Origin of the sequence: Achromobacter sp. GbtcB20 (assembly GCF_019091095.1) — a bacterium.
GTDB classification, from domain to species: Bacteria; Pseudomonadota; Gammaproteobacteria; order Burkholderiales; family Burkholderiaceae_B; genus Achromobacter; species Achromobacter mucicolens.
This window is the reverse complement of sequence record NZ_JAGXJZ010000004.1, coordinates 19270-30728: the sequence shown is the minus strand read 5'-3', so window position 1 is coordinate 30728 and position 11459 is coordinate 19270. Positions and strand designations below refer to the sequence as shown.

Here is an 11459-nt window from a genome sequence, read left to right as displayed (position 1 = left end):
CTTACCCCCGCATTTACTCCGATGAGAAACGCCGACGTGAACAAGAAGACGCCCCAGGGACGCGTGCCGCGCCCCGCCCTGATCGCCGCCGCCCTCGCCCTGGTCTGGCTGACCGGCTGCGCGATCAAGCCCCAGCCGTTCACGGAGATCGATCGCGCCGCCACGGCCAGCGCCGAGCGCGCCAAACTGTTCGACCAGCAAGAGCCCGTCAGCGGTCCCATCACGCTGGACCAGGCCATGGCGCGCGCGGTCCGCTATAACCTGGACCATCGCCTGAAGATGATGGAAGAGGCCCTGTCGCAGCGGCAACTTGACCTGTCCAACTTCAACCTGCTTCCCAAGCTGACCGCGCAGGCGGGCTACAACCACCGCAACCACCCGCTGGCCTCCGGTTCGGAAGGCCTGTATACCGGCGAAGAGTCGCTGATCCCGTCCTTTTCGACCGATCAGAACAGCCGCACTGCCGACCTGAACCTGTCGTGGAACCTTCTGGACTTCGGCGTCAGCTACTTCGAGGCCAAGCAGCAAGCCGACCACGTGCTGGTGCTGGAACAGCGCCGCCGCAAGGTCGTGCAGCTTCTCATGCAGCAGGTGCGTGAAAGCTACTGGCAGACCTTGGGCGCACAACGCCTGCGCGACCGCGTCGGCCCGTTGCTGGAGCAGGCACGCGTGGCGTTGGAAGACTCGCGCCGCGAGCAGGCGCAGGGTCTGCGCTCGCCGATCACCACGCTGACCTACCAGCGCATCCTGCTGGACCTGATGCGCCAGCTGGAAGTGGTACGCACCCAGCTGGAAGAAGCCAAGCCGCGCCTGGCCGCGCTGATGAACCTGGACCCCAGCTCGGACTTCACACTGGCCGGCAGCGACACCTTCCAGGTGCCGGCATTCGACATGCCGATGGACAAGATGGAAGACATGGCGCTGCAGCGCCGTCCCGAGCTGGTCGAGGCCAGCTACAACGAACGCATCAGCGTCAATGAGACGCACAAGGCCATTGCCAAGCTGCTGCCTGGCATCGAGCTGAGCCTGGGAACGCATTACGACAGCAACAGCTTCCTGGTTTACAACACCTGGCAGTCCGCCGGCGTCAGCATCAGCTGGAACCTGTTGAACGCGCTGAACGCGGGCAATATCCGCGGCGCGGCGCAGGCCCAACTGGATGTGGCCCAGGCGCAGCGCATGGCGCTGAGCATGGCCGTGCTGTCGCAGGTGCACCTGTCGCGCAGCCAGCTTGCCGCCAAGACCCGCCAGTTCGATCTGTACAAGCAGGCCAACGACGTCGATCAGCAGCTTCTCACGCACACCCACAATGCCACCGTCGCCACGGCGCAGGGCAAACTGGACGAGATTCGCGCGGCCACGGCGGCAATGATGTCCGAGCTGCGCGTGTACCAAAGCTATGGCGAGCTGGAAAGCGCTTACGGCCAGATGCTGGCCACGCTTGGCCTGGACCCGTTGGGCGAGAAGCTGGCGAGCAACGATCTGGCAGCGGTGGAAGCATCGATCGCCCAGGAACAGAAGCGATGGGGCGCGCTGGCGAGCGGCGCGGATGCGCGCGGCGCGCATGCCCCCGGCGCCGATACGGCGGCCGCTGCGCAAAAGTCCGCGCTGGCCGCCGCGGCGCCTGCCACCTCGATGCCCGGGACCCTTCAGAAATGACGCACTTTTTTCACGGCCGGGCGGTTTGCGCGGCCGCGTTGCTGCTTGCCACGCGACTGGCGCTGGCAGCGCCGGATGCCGTGGCGCCCGCCGCGGCACCGGCGGCCGACGAACCGGGCTCGAAGATCCGCGTCCAGCTGGTGGCCCGCGACCAGGTCGAGGTCTCGAGCGAAATCTCGGCCAAGATCGCATCGCTGCCCTACCGCGACGGCGACATGTTCCGTGCCGGCGACATGCTGGTCACCCTGGATTGCTCGCTGTTCAACGCCCAACTGCGCAAGGCCCAGGCCGACGCCGCGGGCGCAGGCGAACTGCTCGCCGTGAACCGCAAGCTGCGCGCCACGAACTCGATCGGCGACCTGGAGGTGCAGCAGGCTCAGGCCAAGCACAATTCCAGTTCCGCAGACGTGGCCTACATGCAGGCGACCGTGCGCAAGTGTGCCATCGCCGCGCCCTTCGATGGCCGGGTCTCCAAGCGCAGCGCGTCGCCGCAGCAATTTGCCGAGCCGGGCAAGCCCCTGCTCACGATCGTCGACACCAGCCATCTGGAACTGAAGATGATCGTGCCGTCCAAGTGGCTGGTCTGGCTGAAGCCCGGCCATGCGCTGAGCGTGCAGGTCGACGAGTCCGGCAAAGCCTATCCCGCCAAGGTGGCGCGCATCGGCGCCCGGGTCGATCCGGTCACGCAGACCGTTGACGTGACGGCTGCCTTGACGACGGGCGCGGCCGAGCTCTTGCCCGGCATGAGCGGCTGGACGACCTTCGCACGCTGACGGCAACACGGTAACGGCATGACCGCATCACAGACGGCGAACGACGCCACGCAACAGGTCCGGCTGGACGGCAGGCAGTTCGCGCTGCTATGGCAGCTATCGTCCCGCGCACGCGCGGCCGCCAGTGAGAAGATGCTGGGCTTCACCCTGGTCAATGAAACCCTGGGGCTCGTGCCGTATCGGCAGGCCGCCTGGTGGCGCGGCGACGCGCCGGGTCATATTGCGGCGGTCTCGGGCCTGCCGCAAAGCGATCCCAACGCTCCCTACGTGCAGTGGCTGAGCGCGGTGTGCAAGGTGTTGGCCCGTGGACCTCGGTCCACGCCGCCGGACACCGCCAAGGTGCAAGGCCAGCCGGCCCCCGTCCTGCCCCGCCGCCCGCAGGTGCGCACGTTCACCGCCGAAGACCTGCGCGCCGATGCGCCGCACCTGGCCGACGAATGGAGTGCCTGGTGGCCGGCGCACGCCGCATGGCTGCCGCTAGCCGACCGCACGGGCCGGCCCCTGGGTGGCGTGGTGTTCGCGCGCGAGCAGGCCTGGTCCCCGGTGGATTCGGTGCTGCTGGCCGAACTGGGACAGGTCTGGGCGCATGGCTTCGAAGCCTTCGCGCCGCGCGCCACCTGGCGCGCCCGCGCCCGCAGCGCGCTGCGTCCCGGCCGTACGCAACGGCGGGTGCTGCTCGCCCTTGCAGGCTTGTGCCTGATCCCCGTGCGGCTGACGGTGCTAGCCCCGGCGGACGTCACCCCGCAAGACGCCTACGTGGTTCGTTCGCCGCTGGACGGCGTCATCGACCAGCTGCACATCAAGCCGAACCAGGCCGTCGATAGCGGAACCCCGCTGCTGAGCCTGGACGCCACCACGCTGCGTTCGCGCCATGCGCTGGCCGACAAGAATTTCGCCACCGCGCAAGAGGAGTACCGGCAGACGGCCCAGCTCGCCGTCACCGACGACCGTACCCGTCTGGACATGGTGGAACGCCAGGGCAAGCTCGACCAAAGCCGCGTCGAGCTGGACTACACCGCGCGGCAGTTGGCGCGTGTGAATGTCAATGCGCCGCGCGCCGGCGTGGCGATCTTCAGCGACCCCAACGAATGGACCGGCAAGGCCGTGGCGGTGGGCGAGAAGATTCTGCTGCTGGCTGATCCCGCACGCGTGCAGGTGACCGCCTGGCTGCCGGTGGCCGACAACATCGACGTGCAGCCCGGCACGCCGCTGACGTTCTATCCCAAGAGTTCACCGCTGTCGAGCTACGACGCGCGAATCGAATCGGTGGCCTGGCGCGCCGAACCCACGCCCGATGGGGTGTTGGCGTATCGGGTGCGCGCCAGCCTGCATGCCGACGGCACGCAGCCGCCGCTGGGCTCCATGGGGACGGCCCGCATCCAGGGCTCTTGGGTACCGGCCATTTATTACGTGCTGCGCCGCCCGCTGACCCAGGCCCGCCAGTGGCTGGGTTGGTAGCGCCACTGTCACCATGGCCCGCCTTCCCCAACTCCGCCAGGAACTGACGCTGACGCCGGGCGCCGCCACGCCCGACGGCGCACCGACCTGGATGCTGCATGACCCCGCCGCTAACCGCTTTTTCCAGATCGGCTGGCCCGCGTTCGAAATCCTGTCGCGCTGGCCCCTGGACGATGCGCAGGCCATTGTGAACGCCGTCAACCGCGACACCACGCTGACCGTCACGCTGGACGACCTGGAGGCGCTGGCGCGCATGCTGCGCCAGCAGAACCTGCTGGTGTCCGAAACCAGCGCCGATACCGAGCGGCTGCAACAGCACGAGGCCGCGCAGCAGACTTCGCGAGCGATGTGGCTGCTCAAGCACTACCTGATGATCCGGATTCCGCTATGGCATCCGATGGGTTTCCTGCGCGCTACCGCGCGCCACGTGTCGTTCGCCTTCCGCCCGGCGTTCTGGTGGCTGGTCGCGGCCGTTGCGCTCGTCGGCCTGGTCCTGGCCTCGCGGCGCTGGGACGAATTCCTGCACACATTCCAGGGTTACGCCGACTGGCGCGGCCTGATCGGCGTGGGCGTCGCCCTCGGATTTGCCAAGATCCTGCACGAACTGGCGCATGCCTATACGGCGCAACGGCACGGATGCCGGGTCCCGACGATGGGCGTGGCGTTGCTGGTGATGTTTCCGATGCTGTACACCGACACGACCGAGGCGTGGAAGGTACAGGGCCGACGCGAACGCCTTCAGATCGGTGCGGCCGGCATGCTTAGCGAACTGGCGCTCGCCGCCTTCGCCACGCTGGCGTGGAGCCTGCTGCCGGACGGCCCGCTACGGTCCGGCGCTTTCCTGCTTGCCACCACGACGTGGGTAGCCACGTTGGCGATCAACGCCAGCCCGTTCATGCGCTTTGACGGCTACTTCCTGCTGTCGGATTGGCTGGAGATGCCAAACCTGCATGACCGCGCTTTTGCCATGGGCCGCTGGTGGCTGCGCGAGCGGCTGTTCGGACTGGGCGATCCGCAGCCCGAACCGTGCAGCACGCAGCGACGACGCTTCCTGGTCGCCTTTTCGTTCGCCACCTGGCTATATCGCCTGATGGTGTTCATGGCGATTGCGCTGATCGTTTATCACGCCTTTTTCAAAGTCCTCGGCATGCTGTTGTTCTGCGTCGAGTTGTGGTGGTTCATCCTGCGCCCCGTGTGGAACGAGGTCAAGGCGATCGGTTCGCGTCGTGAGGACCTGCACTGGAATTTCCAGACGGTGCGCAGTGCGCTGCTGGGCGCGGCGGTCGTGGCATTCTTTGTCGTGCCCTGGCATGCCGGCGTCAGCGCGCCGGCCGTGCTGGGACCGCAGCGGGCGCAAGGGCTGTACACGGTGGCGGCTGGCTATCTGGCCGACACCCCGCCGCCCGCTCGCGACGGCCAGCGCGTCCAGGCCGGCGATGTCCTGGCCGTGCTGGTGTCTCCCGACCTGCAGGCCACGCTCGCGGCCGCCACGGCCGAAGAAAAGCAGTTGCGGTGGCAAGTCGAACAGCAACCCTTCGACGACCGCCTGCGCCAGCAAGGCACGGCGCTGACAAGCCGATGGTCCGCCGCGCGCGAAACCGTGGCGGGTCTGCAAGCGCAGATCGCGCAGCTGAGCGTGCGCGCCCCTTTCGACGGCATCGTGCAGGCCGACGGTGAAGGACAGGCGCCAGGCACTTGGCTGCCACGCGGAGAACGGCTGTACGACCTGGTCGCGCCGGATGGCGTGAAGGGCAATGCTTACGTGGGAGAAGAAGCGGTTGCGCGGCTGGCGCCGGGGCAATCCGCCGTGTTCGTCGCGAGCCTGCCCGAAATGGCCGCCCGCACCTGCCGCGTCCAGGCCATCGACCCCGTCAACGTATCCACGCTGGATGAGCTCAGCGTTGCCAGCACGTACGGCGGTCCGATTCCGGCGGAGCGGGACGCAAAGACGCATGGGCTGGTGCCTTTGCGCGCAACCTGGCAGGTACGCTTTGCGGACTGCGACGGGGCACCTGGCATGGACCGCGAGCTGAACGGCACCGCGCAACTGGGCGCGGGGCGCCAGAGCTTCATCGGCGCGGGCATCCGCCTTGCGGTCGCGACGCTGCAACGGGAAATTGGCTTCTGACGGAATCCATGCCGGTCTGGGCCGGATCGCGCCAGCCTGCCGGCTGGCCGCGCCGTGCTAGGCTGGCGGCCTTCTCCCATCAGGAACCTGCATGCCGCCCGCCATCCGTCTTGGCCCGCTTGTTTTCCCCGCCGAACTCGCCGTCCTGGCCGCCGCCGCCCTTGTTGGACTGCTCGCGGCGCACCTGCTGAACCGCACCGGCCGGGATGGCCGCCGCGCCGACGTCTCCGGCGTGCTGTGGGGCGCCCTGATCGTGGGTCTGCTGGCCGCACGGCTGGGCTTTGTCTGGCAATACCGGGATCCGTTCGTACAGAACCCCTTGGCCGTGTTGGACGTGCGCGACGGCGGTTGGGCCGGCACATGGGGTCTGGCGGCCGCCTGGATCTATGCCGTGGCGGCCATGCTGCGCCGCGGCGTGCCAAGGCCGGCCGTCATCGGCGCCCTGGCGTTGGCCACGGCCACCTGGCTTGCTGGGGGCCGCCTGCTGGCGCCGCCGGATCAACCGCCGCCGGCGCTCGCGCAGCTTCGCCTGCAGGACCTGAACGCCGTCCCCGTGGCGCTATCCGCCTATCAAGGCAAGCCCACTGTCGTCAATCTGTGGGCAAGCTGGTGCCCGCCGTGCCGGCGCGAGATGCCTGCCTTCGAAGCGGCGCAAGCTGCTCACCCGGACGTGCACTTCGTGTTCCTGAACCAGGGCGAAGCCCCGCCCGAGATCACGCAATACCTGCGTCAGCACGCGCCGGCGCTTCAAAACGTGCTGATGGACCCGGCTAGCGACGCGTCACGCCAGCTCAGCAACCGTGGCCTGCCGGCAACGCTATTCCTGGATGCCAGTGGACGGATGGTGGACCTGCGCGTGGGCGAATTGTCGGCCGCCACGCTGGCCCAGCGTCTGGATGCCTTACGCGCCGCGTCCAGCAAGCCGTGAAGCGCGTTGCAGGAATTCGGTGTTCAATTCCCTGACATCCACGACGCCCAGCAGGCCCATGTCGCGCTTGACTTCCTCGGCGATCAGCGCGATTGCGTGCGCCACGCCGCGCTGCCCCGCGACCGTCGCCGCATAGTTGAACGGGCGCCCCACGAACACGCAGCGCGCGCCCAGCGCCAACGCCTTGATCACGTCCGTTCCGCGGCGCACGCCGCTGTCCAGCATCACCTCCATGCGGCCGCCCACCGCGTCCACGATGGCGGGCAAGGCGTGCAGCGGCGGCACGCTGCCGTCCAGCTGCCGGCCACCGTGGTTGGACACGATGATGCCGTCCATGCCCTGCGCGAGCGCCGTCCGCGCGTCGTCGGGATGCAAGACGCCCTTGAGCACCATCTGGCCCCGCCAGCGCCGGCGGATGGCGGCCACGTGTTCCCAGTTCAGGTGGCCGCGGTCGGAGAAGTCGCGCAGCACGCTGGCCGACAGGATGGGCGCGCCCCGGGTCGCATAGTTGTTCTCGAAGTGCGGCATGCCGTGACGCAACAACGTGCGCAGGAACGTGCCAAACAGCCACCGGGGATGCGTCAGCCCCTGCCACGCCAGGCCCAGGCTTGGCCGCAGCGGCGTCGAGAACCCGGCGCGCACGTTGTTCTCGCGATTCGCGGCCACCGGCGTGTCGACCGTCAGGACGAGCGTGCCGACGCCGGCCGCCGCCACGCGATCGATGAGCGCGGCGATCTGGGCGTCGTCGCCGGGCAGATAGGCCTGAAACCAGGTGCCCGGCGCCTGCTCCATCACGGTTTCCAGCCGGATCAGCGACGAACCGCTCATGATGCAGGGCACGCCGGCATCCGCGGCCGCCTTGGCCATCACGATATCGCCGCGGTAACCGGATATCGCCGAAATGCCCATGGGCGCCACACCCACAGGCGCGGCGAACTCCCGGCCCAGCACCGTGCACCGGGTGCTTCGCGCGGACACGTTCACCAGCACCTTGGGCAGAAAACCATATTCGGCGAACGCGTCGCGGTTGCCGCGTTCCGAATGGCCGTCCTCGACCGCGCCTGACACGTACGCATAGATGGGTTTGGGCAGCCGCTTTCTGGCGGCGGCTTCGAAGTCGTGCAGACTGAGCATGCGGCGCAGCGGATCGGGCATGTGGGCTCCTCGGGGCGCTCGCGCGACGAGCGGCCGTCCTGTCGTTGTCGGTATTGGCGGGGACTATAGGCGCGACGGCAGTTTGAATAAAGTGACTTTATTGATCTTGTTCCCTACACTTTTATTCGCCCTCACCATCCTGCGCCGCCGGATTGCATCCTCTCATGACGCTCAAGCAACTCGAAGCCTTCTACTGGGCCGCCACCTGCAAGAACTTCGCCATCGCCGCGAACCGGCTGAATATTTCGGTTTCGTCGTTGTCCAAGCGGATCGGCGAACTGGAATCGTCCATCGGGGCTGAACTCTTCAGCCGCAGCGCCCGCAGCGCCACGTTGACCGCGCTGGGCGAACAACTGGTGCCGCACGCCAAGGATCTGCTGCGCAACGCCGACCAGTTCATGCAGCAGGCCAGCAACAACCTCAGCTATTCGGGCCGCTGCCGGTTTGGCGCGGGCGAGCTGACCTCACTGACCTGGATGGCCCGCCTGATTGAAGTGATTCAACTCGACCACCCCGATCTGCTGGTCGAACCCTTCGTGGGCGTGGGCGAACTGGTCGAGCGCGGCCTGGAAGAAGGCGAACTCGACTTTGCCGTCATCGCGGGCCCCTCTTCCCGGCCGTCGATCGCGTCGCGCGTCATCGGCAGCGCCCACTTCGAATGGGTGGCCGCGGCCGGCGCCGTCCCCAATCCCCAGACGCTCACCCCCGCCGACCTGCCCGGCCTGACGCTCATCACCCTGCCGCAAAGCTCGGGCGCCATCCGCGTCCTGGACGACTGGCTGACCGAGCAACGCGTGTCGCCGGGCCGCAACCAGTGCTGCAACGGTTGGGGCGGCATCGCGGCCATGCTCCGCCAAGGCCTGGGGCTGGGCTTCCTGCCATCGGCCTGGGCACGCATCCTGATCGACCGGGGCGACTTGCACCCCCTGCCCGGATTCGCGCCCCTGCGCCCGCTTACCTACACCTTCCAATGGCGCCGCGACGACACGCGGCCCATGTTGGAAACGCTGCGCGCGCACGCCGAGGCCTGCCTGGATTTTCATGCGCCCTCGGGGATGGTGTGAGCGCAAGTGCCTCTCGAAGAAGATCTCGACAGTTTCACAAAAGCGTTCTATTGAGCAGAAAATTATTCGCTTTATCTCCCCTTTTGGCGGGCGTAGAGTCCAGTCGGACTGACTTGGAGATAAGGCCCCATGCCGGATTCCGGATTCACCCCGCACGACCGCCCCGCCCGGCTTGTCCGCCTGGACCTGTGGCTGAACCCCGTATTTGACGAAATCATCGGCGCCACGCCCGGCATCGCGCTGTCGGTGCTTCCCGCGAAGGGCGACGACGCCCGCACGCTTGCCGGATTGAAATCCGCTCATGCCTACCATGTGTCCGCGGCCAAGGACGAGCTGCCGCGCCAGTGGTTTGTCGGCGACTCATTGATCGCGCAGTGCCCGAACCTCGTGTGCGTCTCGTCGGGCGGCGCGGGCTACGACACCATCGATGTGCCAGCCTGCACGGCCGCCGGCATCGCCGTCGTGAACCAGGCCGGCGGTAACGCCGAGTCCGTGGCCGAACACACCTACGCGCTGCTGCTGGCCGTGCAACGCCGGATCGTCGAATCGCATAACCGCCTGCGCCATGACACCGGCTTTTCGCGCGAAGACCTGATGGGCCACGAGATCCACGGCGCGGTCATCGGCTTGGTGGGCATTGGCAAGATCGGCACCTGCGTGGCCCGCATTGCCCAAGGCTTTGGTCTGCGCGTCATCGCCCACGATCCGCTGCTGAACGCCGCGACCATCCGCGCGCGCGGCGCTGAACCGGTCGGGCTGGACGAACTGCTGTCGCAGTCCGATATCGTCTCGCTGCATTGCCCGCTGGACGCCTCCACGCGCGGCCTGTTCGGCGCGCGCGCCTTTGCGGCGATGAAACCCGGCGCGGTGTTCATTTCGACGGCCCGCGGCGGCATTCATGACGAAAGCGCGCTGCATGACGCGTTGCGGGGCGGACACCTGCGAGGCGCCGGGCTGGACGTATGGGAGCAGGAACCGCCCGACCGGTCGGCCCCGCTGCTGGCATTGAACAACGTCGTCGCCACCTTCCACACCGCGGGCGTCACGCACGAAGCGCGCCGTAGCGTCGCCCGTTCCTCGGCAACGCAGCTTGCCGCCATGCTGCGCGGCGAGCGGCCGCCGCAACTCGTCAACCCGGAGGTCTGGCCCCGGGCCGCCGAGCGCATTGCCAGCCTGACATAACAACGCGGCATTCGTGCCTGCCCGCGCCGCAAGGCACGCGACAGGCCGTGACCGCAAAAACATCCAAAGGAGACAACCATGCAACAACAGACCAAGCGCCGCACGCTGCGCACCCTGGCTACCCTGCTCGCAGGCGCCGCCCTGTTTTCCGGCGCCGCGCAGGCGGCCGGCTATCCCGAACGGCCGATCAACCTGATCGTGTCTTACGGACCGGGCGGCGGCACCGACCTGGTCGCCCGGATGATGGCGCCCTTCCTGCAAAAGTACCTGGGCGGCGACGCGCGCATCGTGGTGCTGAACCGGCCGGGCGCGGGCGGCGCCATCGGCTTTGCGGAACTGGCGCGCGCTCAGCCGGACGGTTACACCATCGGCTTCATCAACACGCCGAATCTGCTGACGATTCCCATCGAGCGCAAGACGGACTTCACGTGGCAAAGCTACGATCTGCTCGGCAACCTGATCGATGATCCGGGCGCGTTCTCGGTGCTGAACGACAATCCGATCAAGAATCTGGCGGAATTGGCTGCCTATGCAAAGCAGAATCCCGGCAAGGTCACCGTCGGCACCACGGGCACCGGCTCGGACGACCACCTGGCCATGCTCCGTTTCGAACGCACGTCAGGCACCAAACTGAGCCACATCCCGTACAAGGGCGCCGGAGAGGTGCGCGGCGCGTTGGCAAGCGGCGAGATCACGATCGGCGCCATCAACGTGGGCGAGGCGCTTCAGTACCGGAAAGGGGGCACGCCGCTGCGCTTTTTGGGACAGATGGGCAATACCCGCTCTGCCGCGCTGCCCGACGTGCCCACCTTCAAGGAACAGGGGTTCGACTTCGAACTGGCTTCGCTGCGCGGCCTGGCCGCACCCAAGGGCTTGCCCGACGAGGTCCGCACGAAGCTGGTTTCGGCCGTCCAGCGCACGGTGGAAGATCCCCAATTCCAGGCCAAGGCCCGCGAGATGTTTGCACCGCTGCGCTACCTGCCGCCCGCGGAATACGCCAAGGAACTTTCGGCGGGTGAAGCGCAATTCCGCCAGCTCTGGAAGGAAGCGCCCTGGCTCGACAAGTAATCCGGCCGGGCAAAGGCCGTATGGCCTTGCCCGGCTTGCACAAG

Annotated in this window: 9 protein-coding genes; 8 read left to right on the top strand and 1 reads right to left on the bottom strand. The window is 67.6% G+C overall.

The features are described from left to right. Positions 1 to 21: 21 nt before the first annotated feature. The 5 genes from KVT32_RS07575 (at position 22) to KVT32_RS07555 (ending at position 6946) form a co-directional block, all read left to right on the top strand. Positions 22 to 1659, top strand: coding sequence for a TolC family protein (locus KVT32_RS07575; protein WP_217617943.1), 1638 nt, complete (start codon positions 22 to 24; stop codon positions 1657 to 1659). Further along, positions 1656 to 2432 (top strand): efflux RND transporter periplasmic adaptor subunit, encoded by a 777-nt coding sequence (locus KVT32_RS07570; protein ID WP_217617942.1) that lies wholly within the window; start codon positions 1656 to 1658, stop codon positions 2430 to 2432. Before KVT32_RS07575 ends, KVT32_RS07570 begins: the two co-directional genes overlap by 4 nt. Before the next feature lie 18 nt (positions 2433 to 2450). Beyond that, on the top strand, positions 2451 to 3890 hold the full coding sequence (locus KVT32_RS07565; RefSeq protein ID WP_217617941.1) for an efflux RND transporter periplasmic adaptor subunit: 1440 nt from the start codon (positions 2451 to 2453) through the stop codon (positions 3888 to 3890). Positions 3891 to 3903: 13 nt separating this feature from the next. Beyond that, on the top strand, positions 3904 to 6018 hold the full coding sequence (locus KVT32_RS07560) for an HlyD family efflux transporter periplasmic adaptor subunit (protein WP_217617940.1): 2115 nt from the start codon (positions 3904 to 3906) through the stop codon (positions 6016 to 6018). Positions 6019 to 6109: 91 nt separating this feature from the next. Beyond that, on the top strand, positions 6110 to 6946 hold the full coding sequence (locus KVT32_RS07555; RefSeq protein WP_152384527.1) for a TlpA disulfide reductase family protein: 837 nt from the start codon (positions 6110 to 6112) through the stop codon (positions 6944 to 6946). Here the strand turns inward: KVT32_RS07555 and KVT32_RS07550 are convergent. Then, positions 6920 to 8101, bottom strand: coding sequence for an alpha-hydroxy acid oxidase (locus tag KVT32_RS07550; RefSeq protein WP_217617939.1), 1182 nt, complete (start codon positions 8099 to 8101; stop codon positions 6920 to 6922). The two genes, KVT32_RS07555 and KVT32_RS07550, sit on opposite strands and share 27 nt — an antisense overlap. Before the next feature lie 164 nt (positions 8102 to 8265). On the opposite strand from KVT32_RS07550, the gene KVT32_RS07545 reads away from it, so the two are divergent. From KVT32_RS07545 to KVT32_RS07535, 3 genes are all read left to right on the top strand, one after another. After that, positions 8266 to 9165 carry a LysR family transcriptional regulator gene (locus KVT32_RS07545; protein ID WP_152384529.1) on the top strand — a complete coding sequence of 300 codons (900 nt, stop codon included), beginning with the start codon at positions 8266 to 8268 and terminating at the stop codon, positions 9163 to 9165. A 129-nt stretch (positions 9166 to 9294) separates the two neighbouring features. Continuing rightward, on the top strand, positions 9295 to 10347 hold the full coding sequence (locus KVT32_RS07540) for a hydroxyacid dehydrogenase (protein WP_217617938.1): 1053 nt from the start codon (positions 9295 to 9297) through the stop codon (positions 10345 to 10347). Between the two features lie 78 nt (positions 10348 to 10425). Then, entirely contained in the window at positions 10426 to 11415 is a 990-nt protein-coding gene (locus KVT32_RS07535) for a tripartite tricarboxylate transporter substrate binding protein (RefSeq protein WP_152384531.1), read from the top strand. Positions 11416 to 11459: the final 44 nt, after the last annotated feature.

What these genes read in the sequence shown, in the direction of transcription:
- KVT32_RS07575 (WP_217617943.1), top strand. Translation starts at nt 22, where the DNA reads ATGAGAAACGCCGACGTGAACAAGAAGACGCCCCAGGGACGCGTGCCG.
- KVT32_RS07570 (WP_217617942.1), top strand. Translation starts at nt 1,656, where the DNA reads ATGACGCACTTTTTTCACGGCCGGGCGGTTTGCGCGGCCGCGTTGCTG.
- KVT32_RS07565 (WP_217617941.1), top strand. Translation starts at nt 2,451, where the DNA reads ATGACCGCATCACAGACGGCGAACGACGCCACGCAACAGGTCCGGCTG.
- KVT32_RS07560 (WP_217617940.1), top strand. Translation starts at nt 3,904, where the DNA reads ATGGCCCGCCTTCCCCAACTCCGCCAGGAACTGACGCTGACGCCGGGC.
- KVT32_RS07555 (WP_152384527.1), top strand. Translation starts at nt 6,110, where the DNA reads ATGCCGCCCGCCATCCGTCTTGGCCCGCTTGTTTTCCCCGCCGAACTC.
- KVT32_RS07550 (WP_217617939.1), bottom strand. Translation starts at nt 8,101, where the DNA reads ATGCCCGATCCGCTGCGCCGCATGCTCAGTCTGCACGACTTCGAAGCC.
- KVT32_RS07545 (WP_152384529.1), top strand. Translation starts at nt 8,266, where the DNA reads ATGACGCTCAAGCAACTCGAAGCCTTCTACTGGGCCGCCACCTGCAAG.
- KVT32_RS07540 (WP_217617938.1), top strand. Translation starts at nt 9,295, where the DNA reads ATGCCGGATTCCGGATTCACCCCGCACGACCGCCCCGCCCGGCTTGTC.
- KVT32_RS07535 (WP_152384531.1), top strand. Translation starts at nt 10,426, where the DNA reads ATGCAACAACAGACCAAGCGCCGCACGCTGCGCACCCTGGCTACCCTG.